20 protein-coding genes and 1 tRNA gene are annotated in these 21,072 nt (G+C 72.1%); 10 read left to right on the forward strand and 11 right to left on the reverse strand.

The window, feature by feature from the left end; genetic code table 11:
* Positions 1-4: 4 nt before the first annotated feature.
* Positions 5-1,357, reverse strand: a complete 1,353-nt coding sequence (locus ACFWVC_RS02020; RefSeq protein ID WP_384274152.1) for an ABC transporter substrate-binding protein — start codon at positions 1,355-1,357, stop codon at positions 5-7.
* Between the two features lie 157 nt (positions 1,358-1,514).
* Between ACFWVC_RS02020 and ACFWVC_RS02025 the strand changes: the two genes are divergently transcribed.
* The 3 genes from ACFWVC_RS02025 (at position 1,515) to ACFWVC_RS02035 (ending at position 3,418) form a co-directional block, all read left to right on the forward strand.
* Complete coding sequence (locus ACFWVC_RS02025) at positions 1,515-2,543, forward strand: LacI family DNA-binding transcriptional regulator (protein ID WP_384274159.1); 1,029 nt, start codon at positions 1,515-1,517, stop codon at positions 2,541-2,543.
* 127 nt (positions 2,544-2,670) lie between these two features.
* A complete protein-coding gene (locus ACFWVC_RS02030; RefSeq protein WP_384274167.1) occupies positions 2,671-2,859 on the forward strand; it encodes a hypothetical protein in 189 nt (62 codons plus the stop codon).
* Positions 2,860-2,914: 55 nt separating this feature from the next.
* Positions 2,915-3,418, forward strand: coding sequence for a pyridoxamine 5'-phosphate oxidase family protein (locus ACFWVC_RS02035; RefSeq protein ID WP_384274174.1), 504 nt, complete (start codon positions 2,915-2,917; stop codon positions 3,416-3,418).
* A gap of 15 nt (positions 3,419-3,433) precedes the next feature.
* On the opposite strand, the gene ACFWVC_RS02040 is transcribed toward ACFWVC_RS02035, so the two are convergent.
* Entirely contained in the window at positions 3,434-4,213 is a 780-nt protein-coding gene (locus tag ACFWVC_RS02040) for an isocitrate lyase/phosphoenolpyruvate mutase family protein (protein ID WP_384274182.1), read from the reverse strand.
* Positions 4,214-4,338: 125 nt separating this feature from the next.
* Here ACFWVC_RS02040 and ACFWVC_RS02045 point away from each other — a divergent pair, with 125 nt between their 5' ends.
* Complete coding sequence (locus ACFWVC_RS02045) at positions 4,339-4,548, forward strand: hypothetical protein (protein ID WP_384274187.1); 210 nt, start codon at positions 4,339-4,341, stop codon at positions 4,546-4,548.
* A 119-nt stretch (positions 4,549-4,667) separates the two neighbouring features.
* A complete protein-coding gene (locus ACFWVC_RS02050) occupies positions 4,668-5,462 on the forward strand; it encodes an SAM-dependent methyltransferase (protein WP_384274191.1) in 795 nt (264 codons plus the stop codon).
* A gap of 143 nt (positions 5,463-5,605) precedes the next feature.
* Here ACFWVC_RS02050 and ACFWVC_RS02055 read toward each other — a convergent pair.
* The 3 genes from ACFWVC_RS02055 to ACFWVC_RS02065 form a co-directional block, all read right to left on the reverse strand.
* Positions 5,606-5,678, reverse strand: a tRNA-His gene (locus ACFWVC_RS02055).
* 91 nt (positions 5,679-5,769) lie between these two features.
* The gene (orn, locus tag ACFWVC_RS02060) at positions 5,770-6,381 is read right to left on the reverse strand and encodes an oligoribonuclease (RefSeq protein ID WP_384274200.1); all 612 of its coding nucleotides are present in this window, start codon (positions 6,379-6,381) and stop codon (positions 5,770-5,772) included.
* 5 nt (positions 6,382-6,386) lie between these two features.
* Entirely contained in the window at positions 6,387-7,889 is a 1,503-nt protein-coding gene (locus ACFWVC_RS02065; protein ID WP_384274970.1) for a helix-turn-helix domain-containing protein, read from the reverse strand.
* 740 nt (positions 7,890-8,629) lie between these two features.
* Here ACFWVC_RS02065 and ACFWVC_RS02070 point away from each other — a divergent pair.
* A complete protein-coding gene (locus tag ACFWVC_RS02070) occupies positions 8,630-9,151 on the forward strand; it encodes a universal stress protein (protein ID WP_360905951.1) in 522 nt (173 codons plus the stop codon).
* 107 nt (positions 9,152-9,258) lie between these two features.
* Positions 9,259-9,855 (forward strand): acetate uptake transporter, encoded by a 597-nt coding sequence (locus ACFWVC_RS02075; RefSeq protein ID WP_384274213.1) that lies wholly within the window; start codon positions 9,259-9,261, stop codon positions 9,853-9,855.
* A gap of 98 nt (positions 9,856-9,953) precedes the next feature.
* Here the strand turns inward: ACFWVC_RS02075 and glmS are convergent, their stop codons facing one another.
* The 6 genes from glmS to ACFWVC_RS02105 form a co-directional block, all read right to left on the reverse strand.
* Entirely contained in the window at positions 9,954-11,768 is a 1,815-nt protein-coding gene (gene glmS / locus ACFWVC_RS02080; RefSeq protein WP_384274220.1) for a glutamine--fructose-6-phosphate transaminase (isomerizing), read from the reverse strand.
* Between the two features lie 55 nt (positions 11,769-11,823).
* Positions 11,824-12,099, reverse strand: coding sequence for a hypothetical protein (locus ACFWVC_RS02085; protein WP_360905948.1), 276 nt, complete (start codon positions 12,097-12,099; stop codon positions 11,824-11,826).
* Positions 12,100-12,171: 72 nt separating this feature from the next.
* Positions 12,172-13,338 carry an acyl-CoA dehydrogenase family protein gene (locus ACFWVC_RS02090; protein ID WP_319661521.1) on the reverse strand — a complete coding sequence of 389 codons (1,167 nt, stop codon included), beginning with the start codon at positions 13,336-13,338 and terminating at the stop codon, positions 12,172-12,174.
* 8 nt (positions 13,339-13,346) lie between these two features.
* Positions 13,347-14,297, reverse strand: coding sequence for a hydroxymethylglutaryl-CoA lyase (locus ACFWVC_RS02095; RefSeq protein WP_384274234.1), 951 nt, complete (start codon positions 14,295-14,297; stop codon positions 13,347-13,349).
* Positions 14,297-16,309, reverse strand: coding sequence for an acetyl/propionyl/methylcrotonyl-CoA carboxylase subunit alpha (locus tag ACFWVC_RS02100; RefSeq protein WP_384274975.1), 2,013 nt, complete (start codon positions 16,307-16,309; stop codon positions 14,297-14,299). Before ACFWVC_RS02100 ends, ACFWVC_RS02095 begins: the two co-directional genes overlap by 1 nt.
* Positions 16,310-16,331: 22 nt before the next feature.
* Positions 16,332-17,960, reverse strand: coding sequence for a carboxyl transferase domain-containing protein (locus ACFWVC_RS02105; RefSeq protein ID WP_384274242.1), 1,629 nt, complete (start codon positions 17,958-17,960; stop codon positions 16,332-16,334).
* Between the two features lie 140 nt (positions 17,961-18,100).
* Between ACFWVC_RS02105 and ACFWVC_RS02110 the strand changes: the two genes are divergently transcribed.
* The 3 genes from ACFWVC_RS02110 to ACFWVC_RS02120 are packed head-to-tail and all read left to right on the forward strand — an operon-like array spanning position 18,101 to position 20,841.
* On the forward strand, positions 18,101-18,724 hold the full coding sequence (locus tag ACFWVC_RS02110; RefSeq protein ID WP_384274251.1) for a helix-turn-helix domain-containing protein: 624 nt from the start codon (positions 18,101-18,103) through the stop codon (positions 18,722-18,724).
* A 40-nt stretch (positions 18,725-18,764) separates the two neighbouring features.
* Complete coding sequence (locus ACFWVC_RS02115; RefSeq protein WP_384274257.1) at positions 18,765-19,922, forward strand: acyl-CoA dehydrogenase family protein; 1,158 nt, start codon at positions 18,765-18,767, stop codon at positions 19,920-19,922.
* Positions 19,923-19,956: 34 nt separating this feature from the next.
* Positions 19,957-20,841, forward strand: coding sequence for an acyl-CoA thioesterase (locus ACFWVC_RS02120; RefSeq protein ID WP_384274264.1), 885 nt, complete (start codon positions 19,957-19,959; stop codon positions 20,839-20,841).
* The last annotated feature ends 231 nt before the right edge of the window (positions 20,842-21,072 follow it).

The raw sequence follows: 21,072 nt of genomic DNA on the forward strand, positions 1-21,072 counted from the left end.
CGGGTCACTGGTCCAGCGCGTTGTCGATTTCCTTCTCGGCAGCCGCCCAGCCCTGCTCGGGGGACTTGCCCTGCTGCTCGACCTGCAGGATGCCGACGTCGGTGATGGCGGTGTAGATCTGCTGGTCCTTCGGGCCGATCACCAGGGTCGGGATGCCCTTGGCGGCGTCGGCGAAGATCGTGCCGATCGGGGCGTTGTCGAAGTACGCGAGCTTGGCGTCCTTGACCTCGGGCAGGTCATAGGCTCCGGGCGCGCTCGGGAAGCTCGCCTGCTTGGCGAAGACCTTGGCCTGCTGCTCGGGGGCGGTCAGCCAGGTGGCCAGCTTGATGGCCTCTTCCTTGTGCTTGCCGGCCGAGGGCACGCCGACGAAGGCACCGCCCCAGTTGGCGGACTTCGGCGCGGCGGCGACGTCCCAGTTGCCCTTGCCCGCGTCGCCGGACTTCTCCTGGATGTAGCCGAGCATCCACGACGGGCAGGGGAGGGAAGCGAAGCGCGCGTTGGCGAAGCCCTGGTCCCAGGCCTTGTCGAAGAGCTTCAGCTTGGCGGTCATCTTGCCGGTGGCCGCCTCCATGGCGAGGTTCCAGGCGTCCTTGACGGCGGGGCTGGTCTTGTAGATGACCTTGCCGCTGCTGTCGTAGTAGCGCTCGGAGGCACCGTTGCTGACGGCCTGGTAGAGGCCGGCGGAGGAGTCGAGGAAGGTCGTGCCCTTGGGCGCCTTCTTGGTGTACGCCTTGCCCGCGTCGAGGTACTTCTGCCAGTCGCCGGCCCACAGCTTGCCGACCGCCTCGCGGTCGGTGGGCAGACCGGCCTTCTTGAACAGGTCCTTGCGGTAGCAGATCGCCATCGGGCCGATGTCGGTGCCGAGGCCCACGGTCTTGCCGTCGGTGGTGGTGGCCTGGGCCCACTTCCAGTCGAGGTAGTTCGACTTCTCGACGCCGGGCGCCTTCGACAGGTCCTCGAACTTCGCCGCCTGGGTGGTGACGACCTCGTTGATGTTGCCGACCTCGATGGCCTGGATGTCGCTCAGGCCGCTGCCGGCGGCGAGGTGGGTGAGGAGCTGCGGGTAGTAGGCGTCGTTCCGCTCGATCACGTTCTCCTTGATCGTGATCCCCGGGTGCGCCTTCTCGTACTCCTCGTACAGACCGGCCTGCTTGTAGCCGAAGACACCGAAGGTGCCGACCGTGAGCGTGAGCTTGCCGCCCTTGTCCGCGCCCTGCGACGTGCCTCCGCTGCCCGCCGAGTCGTCGCTGTCCTTGGAACAGCCGGAGAGCAGGCTCACTCCCAGTGCGGCCACAGCGGTCAGTGCGACGGCTGCGGTACGGCCTCGTGGCCGGTACGACTTCCTTGTCGTGCGCATTCGGGTCCTCCGGGTACGTGCGGGAAGTGAAGGTGTTCGCTAGTGTGGGAGCGCTCCCACACGTGATGTGTTGAAGAGTCTCGATTCCCCGATGAGGTGTCAAGGGAGCAGACGCTCTAAGTTGGCGCAGTTACCACCTCGTGATTGGGAGGCCGCAATGGTGATGGGCGGACGGCACAGCGGCAGGCCGACGCTGGAGGAGGTCGCCGCGCGGGCCGGCGTGGGTCGCGGCACGGTCTCCCGGGTGATCAACGGGTCGCCGCGGGTCAGCGACCGCGCCAAGGCCGCCGTCGAGGCTGCCATCGCCGAGCTCGGCTATGTGCCCAACCGCGCGGCCCGGGCCCTGGCGGGCAACCGCACCGACGCCATCGCCCTGGTCATCCCGGAGGCCGAGACCCGGCTCTTCGCGGAGCCGTACTTCTCCGACATCATTCGCGGCGTCGGCGCGGAACTGGCCGACACCGACATGCAGTTGCTGCTCACGCTGCTGCGGACCCCCAAGGAGCGGCAGCGCTTCGCCCAGTATCTCGGCGCCCACCGGGTGGACGGCGTCCTGCTGGTCTCCGTCCACGAGAACGACCCGCTGCCCGACCTCCTGGAGCAGATGGAGATGCCCACGGTGCTCAGCGGCCGCCGCTCGGACCGGGAGTCGGTCGCGTACGTCGACTCCGACAACGTCGGCGGCGCCCGCTCGGCGGTGGGGCACCTGCTCGCCCGCGGCTGCCGGTCGGTCGCCACCATCACCGGGCCGCTGGACATGTACGTGGCCCGCTGCCGCCTCGACGGCTACCGCCAGGCGATCGGGGACGCCGGGCTGGTCCCGGACGACGCCCTGGTCGCCCGCGCCGACTTCACCGAGGAGGGCGGCCGCGCCGCGATGCGCGCCCTGCTGGAGCGGCGGCCCGACGTCGACGCCGTCTTCGCCGCCTCCGACGTCATGGCGAGCGGCGCGCTCCAGGTGCTGCGCGAGTACGGCCGCCGGGTGCCGGACGACGTGGCGCTGATCGGCTTCGACGACTCCGCCGTCGCCCGGCACACCGACCCGCCGCTGACGAGCGTGCGCCAGCCCATCGAGGAGATGGGCCGCACGATGGCCCGGGTCCTGCTGGAGGAGATCGGCGCCGCCACCGCGACCCGGCGGCACGTCGTCCTCACCACGGAGCTGGTGCGCCGCGATTCGGCCTGAGCCCGGTCGGCCGGTCCGCGGGCCCGGTGGTGACCCCCGCCACAGTGAGAAGGGTCACGGTGTGATATCGCCCGGCGAGGGGATGTGCCGGGGCTCGCTGTCGGACCCGGCCGATAACATCACGGGTATGTCACCGACCGTTTTGGACCGTCGAATCGTCGAGGCCGCCAACGAAGCAATACGGCGGTACGTGGCGGGCCGGCGTACCTGGTCGCGCGCCGAACTGGCCGAGCTGGACCGCCTGCGGGCGATCTGGCAGGCCGCCCGCCAGGGCCACGGGCGTGGCCACACGCACGGCCACAAGGGCGAGGAGTAAAACCTCCCCGGCAATGCCGACACAGGATGTCGGGTATGCCGGGGAGCATCGTCGTATGACGACACGCTGGGCGGACTTCGAGGCGGCCGAACCCGGCCTCGCCGAGGCCGTGACGACACGATTCAGTCCTTACAAGCACCATGTGCTGGCCACTTTGCGGGCCGACGGCTCCCCGCGGGTCTCCGGCATCGAGGCCGAGTTCCGGCTCGGCGAACTGTGGATCGGCATGATGCCGAACTCGCGCAAAGCCCTCGACCTGCGCCGCGACCCGCGCTTCTCGCTGCATGTGAACCCCGGTCCTGGCACCTCCATGGACGGCGGCGACATCCGGATCAGCGGCCGCGCCGTAGAGGTCACCGACCCCGCCGGCATCGCCCGCTTCACCGGTGAGGTGACCGTGCCTGAGGGCCCGTTCCACCTCTTCGCCGCCGATCTGACCGAGGTCGTGCGGACGTACGTCGACGACCCCGACATCGTGCTGGAGGTCTGGCGGCCGGGCCGCCCCGTGCGCACCCTGCGGCGCGGCAACGACGACGGGCCCCCGCGCGAGGAGTGCTGAGCCCCTGAAGCCCGGTCAGCCCGCCGCGAAGGGACTGCCGCCGTCGCGCACGATCGCGACCAGTTCCCCCAAGTGCCGCAGGGCCGCGGTGTGGAGCTGGTGGCCGTAGCTGATCCGGGCGACCCCCAGCTCCGCCAGCCGGGAGGTCGCGGGACCGCCGGGCCAGGCCAGGACGTTGACGGGGCGTCCGCCGGCGGCCGCGACCACGGCCGCCGTGGTCTCCTCGTCCAGCGGGCCGAAGGGGTACACGCAGTCCGCGCCCGCCTCCAGGTACAGCCGCATCCGCCGTGCGGCCTCGGCCCGCCGCTCCCGCGCCGGCGTCTTTGCCCGTACCAGGACGTCGGTACGGGCGTTGACCACCAGATCCGGATCGGCCGCGCGGACGGCGGCGAGGAAGGCCGCCTGCTCCCCGGCGTCCACGAGACGGCCTGTGCGCGGATCGACGTCCTCCAGGTTGCAGCCGACGGCCCCGGTGGCGGCCAGCCGCTCGGCGAACTCCGCCGGGCCGAGCCCGTAGCCCCGCTCCATGTCCGCCGTCGCCGGGACCCCGGCCGCGCGCACGACGCGGGCGACCGCGGCCAGCATCTCCGCCACCGGTACGACCTCCCCGTCGGGGTGGCCGAGGGACGCAGCGACGGGCGCGCTGCCGGTGGCGACGGCGGGGAATCCGGCGTCGACCACCACACGCGCGGAGGCGGCGTCCCAGACGTTGGGCAGGACCAGCGGACGGCCGGGGACGTGCAGTGCGCGCAGCCGGGCGGCGAGCGGCGTGGGGGAGGAGTCTGCGGTGCTCATGACCTCAACCGTAGGCAGGCCGCCGCCCTGCCGCCCGGTCCAATCGCGGGCCGCCTGGGCAGGCCATTGCGCCGGGCGGGCGGACGGCGGGTGCGCCCGGCCGGGGTCTGCCGCAAGCTGGAGAGGTGACCGACACCCCCATCGTCGTCTCCCCCGTCCACGAGGGGGACCCGCCGTTCCGCGTCGTCCAGATCGGCGGTGAGACCGTGGGCATCGCCTACGACCTCCTCGACGTCGTCCGCATCGCCCACGAGTCCGGCATCGATCATGTGGACCTCGACGACCCTGCGGTCGTGCGCTGGGTCGGTGGTGCCAAGTACCACTGGAAGATCTGAGCGGTCCCTGCCTGACCATTGGTGATCAACCAGGTCCGAATCCGGTGATGTTGATGTGCGAAGCTGTCGTCTGCCGTCCGCGGGCCGGGAGCCGGGACGGTCGTCGAGAGGAGCGCAGCGTGAGACAGGACGGCTTCCGCGCCGAGGAGATAGACACCAGCAGGCCACACCCTGCGCGGATCTACGACTACCTGTTGGGCGGCAAGGACAACTACGAGGTGGACCGCCACGCCGGCGACGAACTCGCCGTGGCGGCACCCGAGGTGAGGATCGGCGTGCAGGCCAACCGCGGCTTCCTGCAGCGTGCCGTCCGTTACGTCGTCGGCAGCGGCGTCCGCCAGATCCTCGACATCGGCACCGGGCTGCCCACCTCGCCGAACGTGCACGAGATCGCGCAGGAGGCCGCCCCGGACGTGCGCATCGCGTACGTCGACAACGACCCGATCGTGAACACCTACGCCAACGCGCTGCTCAGCCGCTCGGGCGCCACCAGCGTCGTGCTCGGCGACCTGCGCGACCCGCGGGCCGTCGTGGACCACCCCGAGGTCCGCAAGGTCATCGACTTCGACGAGCCGGTCGCCCTGCTCCTCGTCGCCGTCCTCCACTTCCTCACCGACGCGGAGAAGCCCGGAGAGGTCGTCGCCACCCTGCGCGACGCGCTCCCGGCCGGCAGTTTCCTGGTGCTCTCGCACGCCACGGGTGACTTCGCCGACCGCAGTGATGCCCAGGCCGTTTACAAGAAGGCCACGGCCTCCTTGAACCTGCGTTCCCGGGCCGAGGTCGAGAGCTTCTTCGACGGCTTCGAACCGGTCGAGCCCGGCCTCGTCCAGGTCCCCTTCTGGCGCCCGGACACCGAGCCGTCGCCGCGCTCCGGCGAGATCGGCTTCTACGGCGGCGTGGCCCGCAAGGCGTAGCCGCGGGGCGCCGGGCCGCTCCGACGGGCCTCTGAACCGCGTCCGCGCGGTTCAGAGGCCCGAAGGGGCGACGCCATTCGTCGCCGGCCCCCGGCATGAAAAAGGCCCGGCCTGCTTTCGCAGACCGGGCCTTGATCAATCAGGGTGAGTGACGGGACTCGAACCCGCGGCATCCTGGACCACAACCAGGTGCTCTACCAGCTGAGCTACACCCACCATGACCGGCGCTTGTGTTTCCTTCGCACCGGCCGAGAAAAAGTGTACAGGGTCCGAGAGGGTGCTCGCGCCTATGTTTCCCGCGGGTCGGTCACTTCGCCGTTTCCGCAGGCAGGACGTGCTTCGCGGCGATGGCTCGGGCGGTGTCCGTGTCGGGTCCCGGCTGGGGGACGAAGACGGCCTCGCGGTAGTAGCGCAGCTCCGCGATGGACTCGCGGATGTCGGCGAGCGCGCGGTGGTTGCCGTTCTTCTCGGGGCTGGCGAAGTAGGCCCTCGGGTACCAGCGGCGGGCCAGCTCCTTGACCGAGGAGACGTCCACGATGCGGTAGTGCATGTACTGCTCGAGCGTCGGCATGTCGCGGGCGAGGAAGCCCCGGTCGGTGGAGACGGAGTTGCCGCACAGCGGCGCCTTGCGGGGCTCGGCGACGTACTGGCGCACGTAGTCCAGGACGAGCTTCTCGGCCTCCTCCAGGGTCACGCCGCCGTCCAGCTCCTCCAGCAGCCCCGAGGCGGTGTGCATCGTGCGGACGACGTCGGGCATGGTCTCCAGCGCCTCCGCGGGGGGGCGGATGACGATGTCGACCCCCTCCCCGAGCACGTTGAGCTCCGAGTCGGTGACGAGCGCCGCCACCTCGATCAGAGCGTCCTGGCCCAGGGAGAGCCCGGTCATCTCGCAGTCGATCCACACCATCCGGTCGTTCATACGTCTCACCCTACGGGGCGATCCCGCGGAGCAGGCATACCCGCGTTCCTGCCACGTGCGTCCCGGCCGTCGCGGGGCCGCCGCAGCGGGTGCACCTCGCGGGCGTCGAAACGGCTGCCGGCCTGCTCGGGTATGCGGGCCGCGTAGGTGTCGGGGTCGGGCTTGACGATGCCGGGACCGGCCGCCGGGCCGCCCTGTCCGGGGATGAGCACGCCGCCGGCCGTGCGCTCGGCCGCAGGCGGGGAGCCGCGGCGCGGGGCGGGCACGGGGCCGCCGGCCGGCTCGTGGCCGCGCGGGTCCTTGGCGGCCGCGGGCGCGTCCGTTTCCTCGTGGGGGCGCCGGGCGCGGAAGGCGGCCCGGTAGGAGGCGGGGGAGGAGCCGAGCTGCCGGCGGAAGTGGCCGCGCAGCGCGACGGGGGAGCGGAAGCCGCAGCGGGCCGCGACCTCGTCCACGGAGTAGTCGGAGGTCTCCAGCAGCCGCTGTGCCTGCAGCACGCGCTGGGTGATCAGCCACTGGAGGGGCGCGCTTCCGGTCAGGGTGCGGAAGCGCCGGTCGAACGTGCGGCGGCTCATGTAGGCGCGCGCGGCGAGGGTCTCCACATCGAACTGCTCGTGAAGGTGTTCCAGGGCCCACGCGACGACCTCGGCGAGGGGATCGCCCCCGATCTCCTCCGGTAAAGAGCGGTCCAGGTGCCGGGGCTGGCCGCCCCAGTCGCCCCTGCGCGGCGGTACGACCAGCCGGCGGGCCAGCGCGTTGGCGGCCTCGCTGCCGTGGTCGGTGCGCACCACGTGCAGGCACAGGTCGATCCCGGCGGCGGTGCCGGCGCTGGTGAGTACGTCGCCGTCGTCGACGAAGAGTTCGCGGGGGTCGACGTGGACGGAGGGGTAGCGCTTGGCCAGCGTCGGCGCGTACATCCAGTGCGTGGTGGCCGGGCGGCCGTCCAGCAGCCCGGCGGCGGCGAGCACGAAGGCGCCGGTGCACAGGCCGATGATGCGCGCACCCTCCTCGTGGGCGCGGCGCAGGGCGTCCAGCGCCTCGGGAGGCGGCGGTTGCGAGATGGAGCGCCAGGCGGGGACGACGACCGTCCCGGCGCGCGACAGCGCCTCCAGCCCGTAGGGCGCGGACAGTTCGAGGCCGCCGGTGGTGCGCAGCGGGCCGTCCTCGCCGGCGCAGACCAGCAGCCGGTAGCGGGGCACTCCGGCGTCCTGGCGGTCGATGCCGAACACCGACAGGGGAATCGAGCTCTCGAAGATGGGGCCGCCGCTGAACAGCATGACGGCCACGACCTCCTGACGGCGGCGCGCCGACAGTTTGCGTGGCGCGCGTCCGGCCGCCGAGGCGGCGGACGGGCCGCCGGCCGCGGAGCTGACGACGGCCGGTGCGGGAACTCCCGGGACGTTCGGGAGGCTGTGAGCGCCGGAAGTGCCCGAAGGCCCCGACGACACGTAAGCCCCCGAAGACACGGACGGTGCGGTGGACATGCCGGCGGCCGACTGGATCTCCGCCATGGTGCCGGTCCTGGACTCCTGGTTCATGGAGCTGGGGCCCCCCTCGGTCGACTCGTCCTCTCGGTCCTGCACGGATCCCCCGCCGTCGTTGCTCAAGATCGAATCTACTGGGTCAGTTGCATCCGCAATGGCAAGTTCATCACCTGGCGGTATGTCGACATGACCACGTGGCGTGAAGCATTCGATCACGAAGCGTTCCACTCGTGAAGTGTGCCTCGAAGCGGTGGACAGGCGCACAAGGGCTGTGCGCCCCCTCATTCCGGTTCCCCGGCGGTGGCTGGGCGGTTGGCGGTGGTGTGTCCCAAGTGGCCTTTGCCACAGTGAAGTTGGCTGAAAATGAGGGGAATCACTGCGCGCGCCCCAGGTCAGCGCCCCGTCGTGCGCCCCCCGGGTGGCCGATGAACGAGTGCGCCCCCAAGCCCCGGAGGGGCCCTGAGGACGATTCCGGATATGGCCGGTGGCGGACAGCCCGGGACGGGGGAAGGAGGGGCGACTTGTCCGGTTGGCGACGTGGCGTTGCGCTCGGCGCCGCGCTCCGGCATTCTCCTGGAAACTCCGGGGTAAGGGGACGCTGTGAGGGTCCGCGCACCTCTGTGCAGTGGCCTGGCGCCGCCGTACTCTGGAGTCAGCGGGAAGGGCAGCCCCTTACCGGCCGAAATCCGGCCGGTCCCGCGGCCCCCGCACTGTTGTTGTCCGCCCACTCGGTGCCACCGGCGCCGACCTTGCCGAGAAACCGCATCATGGCCGGTTACGAGCTCCCCGAGCCCGCCGACGGAAAGCCGCTCGCCGAATCGGCGGCGGTACCGCAGGCGGACTCCGAGCCGCGCGCTGCCTGCGACCCCGCCTTCCGGCACGGGGTGGTGGTCGGTTTCGACGGCTCCCTGTCCAGCGAGCGGGCGCTCGCGTACGCCATCGGGATGGCCCGCCGGTCGGGTTCCGCGCTGATCATCGTCCACGTCGCGAACCGCCTGCCGGCCACCGTGTGGGCCGGTTGCGAACCCCCCGTCTTCGTCGACGTCCCCGACCACCGCACCGAGGTGCTCGGCCTGGAACTCGCCTGCGCCGACCACCTGTCGGAGGTGCCGTGGATCCTCGTCGAGCGCGGCGGGGACATCTGCCACGAGCTGGAGGAGGTCGGCCGGGAGTACGAGGCCGACGCCATCGTGGTGGGCGGGACGCACGGGATCATCGGCAAGATCTTCGGCTCGGTCGCCGGACGCCTCGCCCGGCGTGCGCAGCGGCCTGTCGTGGTCATTCCATAACGATTCGGCGCCAGTTGCCGTGAATGTCGGCTCCACGGGATTGCTTGTGCCCTTGTGAAGGGTATCTCACCTGCAGTTTCTTCCCTCGAACACGAAGGGGGCCGGCGGTGGACAACGACGTCTCCACGGCACGTTCAGCGGGAGCCGGCGCAGCGGCTCTGGGATATCTGGCACTCGGCCTGACACTGATCGCCTACGGGCTGTTCAGTACGGGCGTCATCGACAACGCCGCGGCGGCGGACGCCGCGCGGCTCGCGCTCTTTGTCGGCGGCATCACCCAATTCGTCGCCGGCATGTGGGAGTTCTACGGCGGCAACGGCTTCACGGGCACCGCGTTCGCCTCACTGGGCGCCTTCTGGGTGACCTGGTCGGGCGGATCCGGCGCGGGTGCGAGCAAGGAGGTCGTCGGGCTGTTCATGCTCCTGTGGGCGCTGCTGGCACTCACCCTCACGATGGCCGCCTGGCAGATGGGCGGTGTGGCGCAGGCGGCCTTCGGGCTGCTGACCGTCTCCGCCGCGCTGTCCGGCTTCGCCGCCCTGGCCTCCAACGGCGGCCTCGGCAAGGTGGCCGGATGGATCGGCCTGGCGGCCGGCGTGGTCGCCTGGTACGGCGGTACGGCACTGCTGACCAACGCCGCCTGGGGCCGCCGGGCCCTGGCGGACGGATGGCGGCTGGGCGTCCCGCACCGCGGGCACGCGGCCTGACCCACCGGCAGAAGGCAGGCCCCCCGCGCCGCAGGGCGTGGGGGGCCTGTCCGTTCGCGCGCGGGGGCGCTTGGGGCGCCCCGGGGCGCCCGTTCGCGCTACTCCACCGTGACCGACTTCGCCAGGTTGCGCGGCTTGTCGATGTCCCGGCCCAGCGCCAGCGCCGAGTGGTACGCCAGCAGTTGCAGCGGGATGCCCATCAGCACCGGGTCGAGCTCCGGCTCGTTGCGCGGGACGACGATGGTGTGGTCGGCCTTCGCCTCCTCCTGGTGCGCCACCGCCAGGATGCGGCCGCTGCGCGCCTTGATCTCCTCCAGGGTGGCCCGGTTCTTGTCCACCAGCTCGTCGTCCGGGACGATCGCCACCGTCGGCACCTCGGGCTCGATGAGCGCCAGCGGGCCGTGCTTGAGCTCCGAGGCCGGGTACGCCTCGGCGTGGACGTAGGAGACCTCCTTGAGCTTCAGCGAGGCCTCGCGGGCCACCGGGTAGCCGCGCACCCGGCCGACGAACATCATGCTCCGCGCGTTCGCGTACTCCGCCGCGAGCTTCCGGATCTCCTCCTCGCCCGCCAGGATCTCCGCGATCTGCTCCGGCAGCCGCCGCAGGCCGGCGATGATGCGCCGGCCGTCGGCGACCGACAGGTCGCGGATCCGGCCGAGGTGCAGGGCGAGCAGCGCGAAGGCGACGGCGGTGTTGGTGAAGCACTTGGTGGACACCACGCACACCTCGGGGCCCGCGTGCACGTACATGCCGCCGTCGGTCTCCCGGGCGATGGCGCTGCCGACCACGTTGACCACGCCCAGGACGCGGGCGCCCTTGCGCTTGAGCTCCTGGACGGCCGCCAGGGTGTCGTACGTCTCGCCGGACTGGCTGACGGCGATGTAGAGCGTGTCCGGGTCGACCACCGGGTTGCGGTAGCGGAACTCCGAGGCCGGCTCGGCGTCGGCCGGGATGCGGGCCAGCTCCTCGATCATCTGGGCACCGATCTGGCCCGCGTGGAATGCCGAGCCGCAGCCGAGGATCTTCACCCGGCGCACCGCCCGCGCCTCGCGGGCGTCGAGGTTCAGCCCGCCCAGGTGGACGGTGGAGAAGCGGTCGTCGATCCGGCCGCGCAGCACGCGGTCCACCGCGTCCGGCTGCTCGGAGATCTCCTTGTGCATGTACGTGTCGTGGCCGCCGAGGTCGTAGTTCTCGGCCTCCCACTCGATGGTGGTGGGCTCGGGCGACGTGCGGCTGCCGGCGGTGGTGTACGTGCGGTAGTCGCCGGCGGTCAGGGTGGCCATCTCGCCGTCGTCCAGGGTGACGACCTGGCGGGTGTGGCGGACCAGGGCGGCGACGTCGGAGGCGACGAGCATCTCGTGCTCGCCGATGCCGAGCACGACGGGGGAGCCGTTGCGGGCGACCACGATGCGGTCCGGGAAGTCGGCGTGCAGGACGGCGATGCCGTAGGTGCCCTCGATGCGCGACAGGGCCTGCTGGACCCGCTCCTCCAGCGTCGCCGCCTCGGAGCGCGCGATCAGGTGGGCCAGCACCTCGGTGTCGGTCTCGGAAGCGAAGACGACGCCGTCGGCGGTCAGCTTGGCGCGCAGTTCCGCGGCGTTGTCGACGATGCCGTTGTGGACGACGGCGACCTTGCCCTCGGCGTCCAGGTGGGGGTGGGCGTTCTCGTCGCTGGGGGCGCCGTGGGTGGCCCAGCGGGTGTGGGCGATGCCGGTGGTGCCCGCGAAGCGCTTGGGAATGCGGGCCTCCAGCTCACGGACCCGGCCCTTGGCCTTGACGGCCTTCAGGCCGCCGGATTTGCCCGTGATCACGATGCCCGCCGAGTCGTACCCGCGGTACTCCAGCCTTTGCAGGCCCTCCAGCAGCAGCGGCGCGACGTCCCGCCTGCCGATGTATCCGACGATTCCGCACATGGTCGTTGTCCCTCCCGGTCGTGGCGCGGCCCGTGCGCCGTGGGGCGCCGGTGAGTCAGCCGTAGACGATGCGGCGCAGCTGCCGCAGCGAGAACTCCGGTGGGGCCACCGCGCGGTGCGGCAGCTCGGCGGTGATCCGTTCGAAGATCTCCGCGTTCTGCAGCCCCTTGGACTGCAGCTCACGGTGGCGTCGCCGTACGAAGTCCTCGGCCGTCTCGTCGAAGTACGCCAGGACGTCGAGGACCACCCGGGCGGCCTCGCCGCGGCTCAGCGGCGTGGTCCGCACCAGGTGGTCCACCAGGTCGTCATGAGGCGTCCGGCGTTCGAGCACCGCTCGATACTGCGGGAGGGGTGGGAGGGTTTGCAAGAATCCTGCCCGATATCGGGCAGGCGACAGCGAAAACTACGCCGGAAGGCCGAGCTCGCGCGCGATGAGGATGCGCTGGACCTCGCTGGTGCCCTCGCCGATCTCCAGGATCTTGGAGTCCCGCCACATGCGGGCGACCGGGTACTCGTTCATGAAGCCGTAGCCGCCGTGGATCTGCGTGGCCTCGCGGGCATTGGTGACCGCGCTCTCGGAGGAGAAGAGCTTGGCCATGGCCGCCTCCTTCTTGACCGGCTCGCCGGCCACCAGCCGGGCGGCCGCGTCCCGCCAGGCCAGCCGGGCGGTGTGGGCGCGCATCTCCATGTCGGCGATCTTGAACTGGATCGCCTGGTTGGTGCCGATCGGGCGGCCGAAGGCGACCCGCTCCTTGGCGTACGCCAGCGACTCGTCCACACAGCCCTGGGCCAGGCCCGTGGCCAGCGCCGAGATCGCGATCCGGCCCTCGTCCAGGGTGCGCAGGAACTGGGCGTAGCCCCGGCCGCGCTCGCCCAGCAGGTTGGCGGCGGGCACCCGGCAGTCGGCGAAGGACAGCTCGCGGGTGTCGGAGGCGTTCCAGCCGACCTTGCTGTACTTCTTGGACACCGTGAAGCCGGGCGTGCCGGAGGGCACGATGATCGAGGAGATCTCCGGGCGGCCGTCCTCGCCGCGTCCGGTGACGGCGGTGACCGTGACCAGGGCGGTGATGTCCGTGCCGGAGTTGGTGATGAAGCACTTGGTGCCGTTGATCACCCACTCGCCGGTCGCCTCGTCCAGGCGCGCGGTGGTCCGCGTGCCGCCCGCGTCCGAGCCGCACTCCGGCTCGGTCAGGCCGAAGGCGCCCAGCTGCTCGCCCGCGGTCAGGCGGGGCAGCCAGGTCCGCTTCTGCTCCTCGGTGCCATAGCGGAAGACCGGCATGGCGCCGAGGGAGACACCGGCCTCCAGGGTGATGGCCACCGAGGAGTCCACCCGGGCCAGTTCCTCCAGGGCCAGGCAGAGGGCGAAGTAGTCGCCGCCCATGCCGCCGTACTCCTCGGGGAAGGGCAGCCCGAACAGGCCCATGCGGCCCATCTCGCGGACGATCTCGTAGGGGAACTCGTCCTGCTCGTAGAACTCGCCGATCTTCGGAGCTACGACGTCGTGCGCGAACTCCTCGACCGTGCGGCGGAGTTCCTCGTACTCGGCGGGGAGCCGGTGGGCGGTCGTCATGGCAGTGATCACTCCTGGTGGGAGAGGGCGCGGACGGTACGGGACGGGCTGGGTCGGCCCAGTTGGCCGGCCATCCACACGCTGGTGGCGGTGAGACGGCCGATGTCGACGCCGGTCTCGATGCCGAGGCCGTCGAGCATCCAGACCAGGTCTTCGGTGGCGAGGTTGCCGGTGGCGCTCTTGGCGTACGGGCAGCCGCCGAGACCGCCGGCGGAGGCGTCGACGACGCCGACGCCGTGCCGGAGCGCGGCCAAGGTGTTGGACAGCGCCTGGCCGTAGGTGTCGTGGAAGTGCACGGCGAGCCGGTCGACGGGCACGCCGAGGCCGGTCAGGGCGTCCAGCAGGGCCACCACATGGCCGGGGGTCGCCACGCCGATGGTGTCGCCGAGGCTCAGCTCGTCGCACCCCAGCTCGTACAGGCGGCGGGCGACGGAGGCGACCTGGTCGACCGGCACCGCGCCCTCCCAGGGGTCGCCGAAGCACATCGACAGATAGCCGCGGACCCGGGCGCCCGCCTCGCGGGCACGGGCCACCACCGGCGCGAACATCGCCAGGGACTCGTCCACCGTCCGGTTGAGGTTGGCCTTGGCGAAGGACTCCGTGGCGCTGCCGAAGACGGCGATCTCGCGCACGCCCAGGGCGAGCGCCCGCTCCAGGCCGCGGTCGTTGGGCACCAGCACCGGCAGCCGCACGCCCTCGCCGAGGTCGTCCAGCAGGGGCATCAGCTGCTCGGCGTCGGCCAGTTGGGGCACCCACTTGGGGTGCACGAAGCTCGTCGCCTCGATGGTCGTCAGCCCGGCGTCGGCCAGGCGGTGCACGAACTCCGCCTTCACCTCGGTCGGCACCGTGGTCTTCTCGTTCTGCAGCCCGTCGCGCGCGCCCACCTCGTGGATGCGCACGCGGCGCGGGAGCCCGTCCAGCGGCACGGACATGGGCAGTCCAAGGCGTTCGCCGGCCATCACTTCGCCTCTTCCCGGTCGGGTGCCTGATGCGGGGTGACGACGGCGAGCACCTGGTCCATGGCGACCGTGCTGCCAGGGCTCACGTCGATCTCGGTGACCGTGCCGTCGTGCGGGGCGGTGATGACGTGCTCCATCTTCATCGCCTCGACCACCAGCAGGCTCTGGCCCGCGATGACCTCGTCGCCCTTGCCGACCTTGACCACGGTCACCGTGCCGGGCATGGGCGCGGCGAGGGTGTCCACCCCGCCGGCGCCCGCGCCGCCGCGCAGCGCCGCCTCGACGGGGTCGTACGACTGGACGTGCCAGCCGTCGCCGTCCCGGCCGAGCCACTCGCCGGCGTGGTCGAAGGCGTGGGTGACGCCGTCCCACTCCACGGTGACCCGTGGGCCCGCCCCGGCGACCAGCCGGGCCCGCACGGCGGGGGCGTCACCGACCCGCACCTGCGCCTCTCCTGCCCGGCCGCGCACACGCAGGGCGACCGGCTCCCGTCCGGCGACGCGCAGCCAGTGCGGCGTCCACGCGGACTCGCCGCTCAGCCGCCAGCCGCTCGGCATCGAGAAGGGGTCGGTCCACGCCCCCGGCGACGCCGCCGGCTCCAGAGCGGCGTGCCGCAGCAGCGCCGCCGCCGCGTAGACCTCCGCGGGCACCTCGGACGGCACGAGCCCGGCCAGCTCGCGGTCGATCAGCCCGGTGTCCAGCTCGCCGGAGACGACCTGGGGGTGCGCCAGCAGGCGCCGCAGGAAACCGGTGTTGGTCTCCAGGCCCAGCACGCTCGTGCCGGCCAGCGCCGCCCGCAGCCGGCGCAGCGCGGTGGCCCGGTCCGGGCCGTGCGCGATGACCTTGGCCAGCATCGGGTCGTAGGACGTGCCGATCTCGCTGCCCGCGGTCAGGCCTGAGTCGACGCGGACGCCCTCGCCCACGGGCTCGGCCAGCGCCAGCACCGTGCCGGCGGAGGGCAGGAAGCCCCGGGAGGGGACCTCCGCGCAGATCCGCGCCTCGACGGCGTGGCCGCTGAGCGCGATGTCCTCCTGGGCGAGGGGCAGCCGTTCGCCGGCGGCGATCCGCACCTGCCACTCCACCAGGTCCAGCCCGGTGACGAGTTCGGTGACCGGGTGCTCGACCTGGAGCCGGGTGTTCATCTCCATGAAGCAGTACGCGGCCGGGTCGGCGCCCGGGACGATGAACTCGACCGTGCCCGCGCCGACATAGCCGCAGGACAGCGCGGCCTGCACGGCGGCGGCGCCCATGGCGGCCCGGGTCTCCTCGTCCAGCAGGACGGAGGGGGCCTCCTCGATCACCTTCTGGTGGCGGCGTTGCAGCGAGCATTCGCGCTCACCGAGGTGGACGACGTGGCCGTGGCCGTCGGCGAGCACCTGGATCTCGATGTGCCGGGGGCGGTCGATCCACCGTTCCACCAGGAGGGTGTCGTCGCCGAAGGAGCCGCGGGCCTCGCGCCGGGCGGCCGCGATCTCCTCGGCGAGCATCGCCTCGTCGCGCACCAGGCGCATACCCTTGCCGCCGCCGCCCGCGGACGGCTTGAGCAGCACAGGGGTGCCGATCTCCAGGGCGGCGGCGGTCAGTTGGGCGTCGGTCAGGCCGCTGCCGCTGCTGCCGGGCACCACCGGCACCCCGGCCGCCTGCACGGTCTCCTTGGCGCGGATCTTGTCGCCCATCAGCTCGATGGCGCGGGCGGGCGGGCCGATGAAGACGAGCCCGGCGTCCTCGCAGGCACGGGCGAAGGCGGCGTTCTCGGCGAGGAAGCCGTAACCGGGGTGGACGGCCTGAGCCCCGGTGCGCGCGGCCGCCTCCAGCAGCCGCTCGGCGGACAGATAGCTCTCGGCGGCGGCCGCCGGGCCGATGCGCACGGCGGTGTCGGCCTCGCGCACATGGCGGGCGTCGGCGTCCGCGTCGCTGAAGACGGCGACCGAACGCACCCCGAGCCGCCGCAGGGTGCGGATGACCCGGACGGCGATCTCGCCTCGGTTGGCGACCAGGACGGTGTCGAACATCTGCTCAGTCACGGTCGTCCCCCTACATCCGGAAGACGCCGTAGCCGGGCGCCTCGGGATCGCGTTGCGGAATGGGCGCGTTGGCGCAGGCGGTGAGGGCGAGCCCGAGGACCTGGCGGGTCTGGAGCGGGTCGATGACGCCGTCGTCCCACAGCCGCGCCGTCGCGTAGTAGGCGTTGCCCTGCTCCTCGTACTGCGCGCGGATCGGGGACTTGAAGCTCTCCTCGTCCTCCCGCGCCCAGGTGTCGCCCGCCGCCTCGATCTGGTCGCGCTTGACGGTGGCCAGCACGGAGGCCGCCTGCTCGCCGCCCATGACGGAGATCTTGGCGTTGGGCCACATCCACAAGAAGCGCGGCGAATAGGCGCGCCCGCACATCGAGTAGTTGCCCGCGCCGTAGGAGCCGCCGATGACGACGGTGAGCTTGGGCACGCGGGTCGTGGCGACCGCGGTCACCATCTTCGCGCCGTGCTTGGCGATGCCGCCGGCCTCGTACTGCCGGCCCACCATGAAGCCGGAGATGTTCTGGAGGAAGAGCAGCGGGATGCCGCGCTGGTCGCACAGCTCGATGAAGTGCGCGCCCTTCTGGGCGGATTCGGAGAAGAGGATGCCGTTGTTGGCGACGATGCCGACCGGGTGGCCGTGGATGCGGGCGAAACCGGTCACCAGGGTGGTGCCGTACTCGGCCTTGAACTCCGCGAAGCGGCTGCCGTCGGTGATGCGGGCGATCACCTCGCGGACGTCGTAGGGGGTGCGCGAGTCGACCGGGACCGCGCCGTAGAGGCCCGCGGGGTCGACGGCGGGCTCCTCGACGGGCGCGACCGTCCAGGGCAGCGCGCCGCGGGCGGGCAGGGTCGCCACGATGTTCCGCACGATGCGCAGGGCGTGGGCGTCGTCCTCCGCCAGGTGATCGGTGACACCCGAGACACGGGAGTGGACCTCGCCGCCGCCCAGTTCCTCGGCGGTCACCACCTCGCCGGTGGCGGCCTTCACCAGGGGCGGCCCGCCCAGGAAGATCGTGCCCTGGCCGCGCACGATGACCGCCTCGTCGCTCATCGCGGGCACATAGGCGCCGCCCGCCGTGCACGAGCCGAGCACGGCGGCGATCTGCGGGATGCCGCGCGCGGACATGGTGGCCTGGTTGAAGAAGATCCGGCCGAAGTGGTCGCGGTCGGGGAAGACCTCGTCCTGGCGCGGCAGGAAGGCGCCGCCGGAGTCCACGAGGTAGACGCAGGGGAGCCGGTTGTCGAGGGCGATCTCCTGCGCGCGCAGGTGCTTCTTGACCGTCATCGGGTAGTACGTGCCGCCCTTGACCGTGGCGTCGTTGGCGACGACCACGACCTCCCGGCCCGAGACCCGCCCGATCCCGGCGACGACGCCGGCGGCCGGGGCCTGCCCGTCGTACATCCCGTCGGCGGCCAGCGGCGCCAGCTCCAGGAAGGGCGATCCGGGGTCGAGCAGTCCGTCCACGCGGTCGCGGGGGAGCAGCTTGCCGCGCGCGGTGTGCCGGGCGCGGGCCTTCTCCCCGCCGCCGAGAGCGGCCGCGGCGAGCTTCTCGCGCAGCTGCGCGGACAGCTCGGCGTGCGCCTTGGCGTTGGCGTGAAAGGCCTCGCCCGCCGGATCCGCGGCGCTGGCGAGGACGGGTGCTTCCATGTCGCGGGCCCCCGGGGTGTTAGCGGTCGTTAACTGTGATGTCGCCTACGTTAGCGCTCGTTAACACGGCTGTCTAGAATGTGAGGACCAAGAGATCGCGGGGGCGGCCGGACGCCGGGCGCCGCCCGGAAAGGTGCGGTGTGGAGCCCACGAGGACGGCCGCGAGGGCGGCAAGCGGCAGACGCGACCAGATCCTGCAGGAGGCCGCGAGGCTCTTCGCCGAACGCGGGTTCCACGGCGTCGGTGTGGACGAGATAGGGGCCGCCTGCGGCATCAGCGGCCCCGGCCTGTACCGGCACTTCGCGGGCAAGGACGCGATGCTCGCCGAGCTGCTCGTCGGCATCAGCGGCCGGCTGCACTCGGCGGGCCGGATGCGGGTCGCCGAGGCGGACGACCCCGCCGCCGCCCTGGACGCGCTGGTGCAGGGCCATATCGACTTCGCCCTGGACGACCGGGCGCTGATCATCCTGCACGACCGGGAGCTGGACCGGCTGCGCGACTCCGACCGCAAGCTGGTGCGCCAGCTGCAGCGCCAGTACGTCGAGCAGTGGGTCACGGTCGTCCGCCAGGTCCACCCCGGGGCCGCGGAGGCCGAGGCGCGGGCGGCCGTGCACGCCGTCTTCGGCCTGCTCAACTCCACGCCGCACCTCGGTCCGCACGGCGGGCTGCCCGGGCGGGCGGCGACCGCCGTGCTGCTGCACCGGCTGGCCCTGGGCGCCTTTGCCGCTCTGGACAGTCCGCGCGACCGGGAAGTAACTTACTGAGCGCTTGCTTATTTCGCTCGGTCTGCAGAGGAGGCGCCAAGTGCGTCGCACGGTATTCAACGAGGACCACGAGGCGTTCCGGGAGACCGTCCGGGACTTCATCGCCCGTGAGGTCGTCCCGGTCTACCCCCAGTGGGAGGAGGCCGGTTACCCGCCCCGCGAGTTCTACAACCGCCTCGGCGAGCTGGGCATCTTCGGCATCGAGGTGCCGGAGGAGTACGGCGGCGCCGGCGTCACCGGCTGGAAGTTCAGCGCCGTGGTGACCGAGGAGACCGCCCGCGCCGGCGTCAGCTTCGGCAGCAGCGGCGTGCACACCGGCCTGGTGCTCCCGTACCTCCTGGAGTTCGCGAACGAGGAGCAGAAGAAGCGCTGGCTGCCGGACTTCATCAGCGGCGACATGATGACGGCCATCGCCATGACCGAGCCGGGCACCGGCTCCGACCTGGCCGGCATGACCACCAACGCCAAGCTCTCCGAGGACGGCACCCACTACGTCCTCAACGGCGCCAAGACCTTCATCACCGGCGGCGTCGTCGCCGACCGCGTGCTCGTGGTCTGCCGCACCGCGCCCGCCACCCCGGAGGACCGCCGCGGCGGCCTGTCGATCCTCGTCGTCGACACCAAGAGCGAGGGTTACGCGGTCGGCCGCAAGCTGGAGAAGATCGGCCTGCGCACCTCCGACACCGCGGAGCTGTCCTTCACCGACGTCAAGGTGCCCGTCGAGGACCTGCTCGGCGAGGAGGGCAAGGCCTTCTCCTACCTCGCCCACAACCTGCCGGTCGAGCGCCTCGCCATCGCGGTGGGCTCCTACGCGCAGGCCGACGCCGCCGTCCGCTTCGCCACCCAGTACGTGCGCGACCGCAAGGTCTTCGGCAAGGCCGTCGCCGAGTTCCAGAACACCAAGTTCGTGCTCGCCGAGTGCGCCTCGGACGTGGACGCGATGCAGGCCGTCGTCGACCGCGCGCTGGAGGCCCACGAGCAGGGCGACTTCACCGCCGCCGACGCCGCCCGTGCCAAGCTGTTCTGCACGGAGACCGCGGCCAAGGTCATCGACCGCTGCCTCCAGCTGCACGGCGGCTACGGCTACATGCTGGAGTACCCGATCGCCCGCCTGTACGCGGACAACCGCGTGCACCGCATCTACGGCGGCACCAGCGAGGTCATGAAGTCGATCATCGCCAAGTCGATGGGCCTGTGACCGAGCGGTCCGCCGCCCGGCCCGAGAGAGCACCGTGACCAACGCAAGCCTGCAGTCCCTGCTCGATCTGCTCGACCTCGAGCGGATCGAGCAGGACATCTTCCGCGGCGCCAGCCGCTCGGCCGTCGTCCCGCGCGTCTTCGGCGGCCAGGTCGCCGCCCAGGCGCTGGTGGCGGCCGGGCGCACCGTGCCCGAGGGGCGCGACGCCCACTCCCTGCACGCGTACTTCCTGCGCATGGGCGACCCCGGCGCGCCGATCGTCTACCAGGTCGACCGCATACGCGACGGCCGCTCCTTCACCACCCGGCGGGTGGTGGCGGTGCAGCACGGGCAGCCGATCTTCCACCTCTCCGCGTCCTTCCAGACGTACGAGGAGGGGCTGGAGCACCAGGAGCCGATGCCGGCCGCCCCGGACCCGGAGTCCCTGCCCACCGGTGAGGAACTGCTGCGGCCGCACGCCGGCCGCTTCCCCGACCCCACGGTGGTGGACCGCCTCCTGGAGGCGCGTGCCGCCGTCGACCTGCGCTACGTGGACGAGCCGCCGTTCCTCGCCCATGAGCGCGGCCCGCGCGAAGCCCGCTCCCAGGTGTGGTTCCGCACCAACGGCAAGCTCGCCGACGATCCGCTGCTCCACGTCTGCCTGGCCACCTATGTGTCGGACATGACGCTGCTGGACTCCGTGCTCCTGGCGCACGGGCGCGGCGGCTGGGCGCTCGGCGACGTGGTCGGCGCGAGCCTGGACCACGCCATGTGGTTCCACCGGCCCTTCCGCGCCGACGAGTGGCTGCTCTACGACCAGCAGAGCCCGTCCGCCTCCGGCGGCCGCGGCCTCGGCACCGCCCGCATCTACACCCAGGACGGACGGCTGGCGGTCTCCGTCATCCAGGAGGGCCTCGTCCGGGTCCCGCGCCCGTCCTAGCCGCGCCGGGGCGGCGGTCGGCGGCAGCGCGGCGCGCACCGGCTCCGGCTCCGGCGCGGGCGCTTGCCTCGGCCGGGGCGTCCTGTCCGGCGCGTGCGGGGTGTCGCCGAATCGGGCGCGCTTTCGAGCAGGCCTGCGGGCCCGCGCCCGCCCGACGGCGGCGCGGGCAGCCGCACCATGTGCCCGCGATTCGCCTGGGGCGTCCTGTCGGCGGGAGGCCGCCGGGGGTCG

Origin of the sequence: Streptomyces sp. NPDC058691 (assembly GCF_042714775.1) — a bacterium.
Taxonomy (GTDB): domain Bacteria; phylum Actinomycetota; class Actinomycetes; order Streptomycetales; family Streptomycetaceae; genus Actinacidiphila.

What these genes read in the sequence shown, in the direction of transcription:
- ACFWVC_RS02020 (WP_384274152.1), bottom strand. Translation starts at nt 1,357, where the DNA reads ATGCGCACGACAAGGAAGTCGTACCGGCCACGAGGCCGTACCGCAGCC.
- ACFWVC_RS02025 (WP_384274159.1), top strand. Translation starts at nt 1,515, where the DNA reads ATGGTGATGGGCGGACGGCACAGCGGCAGGCCGACGCTGGAGGAGGTC.
- ACFWVC_RS02030 (WP_384274167.1), top strand. Translation starts at nt 2,671, where the DNA reads ATGTCACCGACCGTTTTGGACCGTCGAATCGTCGAGGCCGCCAACGAA.
- ACFWVC_RS02035 (WP_384274174.1), top strand. Translation starts at nt 2,915, where the DNA reads ATGACGACACGCTGGGCGGACTTCGAGGCGGCCGAACCCGGCCTCGCC.
- ACFWVC_RS02040 (WP_384274182.1), bottom strand. Translation starts at nt 4,213, where the DNA reads ATGAGCACCGCAGACTCCTCCCCCACGCCGCTCGCCGCCCGGCTGCGC.
- orn (WP_384274200.1), bottom strand. Translation starts at nt 6,381, where the DNA reads ATGAACGACCGGATGGTGTGGATCGACTGCGAGATGACCGGGCTCTCC.
- ACFWVC_RS02065 (WP_384274970.1), bottom strand. Translation starts at nt 7,889, where the DNA reads ATGGCGGAGATCCAGTCGGCCGCCGGCATGTCCACCGCACCGTCCGTG.
- ACFWVC_RS02070 (WP_360905951.1), top strand. Translation starts at nt 8,630, where the DNA reads ATGGCCGGTTACGAGCTCCCCGAGCCCGCCGACGGAAAGCCGCTCGCC.
- glmS (WP_384274220.1), bottom strand. Translation starts at nt 11,768, where the DNA reads ATGTGCGGAATCGTCGGATACATCGGCAGGCGGGACGTCGCGCCGCTG.
- ACFWVC_RS02090 (WP_319661521.1), bottom strand. Translation starts at nt 13,338, where the DNA reads ATGACGACCGCCCACCGGCTCCCCGCCGAGTACGAGGAACTCCGCCGC.
- ACFWVC_RS02095 (WP_384274234.1), bottom strand. Translation starts at nt 14,297, where the DNA reads ATGGCCGGCGAACGCCTTGGACTGCCCATGTCCGTGCCGCTGGACGGG.
- ACFWVC_RS02100 (WP_384274975.1), bottom strand. Translation starts at nt 16,309, where the DNA reads ATGTTCGACACCGTCCTGGTCGCCAACCGAGGCGAGATCGCCGTCCGG.
- ACFWVC_RS02105 (WP_384274242.1), bottom strand. Translation starts at nt 17,960, where the DNA reads ATGGAAGCACCCGTCCTCGCCAGCGCCGCGGATCCGGCGGGCGAGGCC.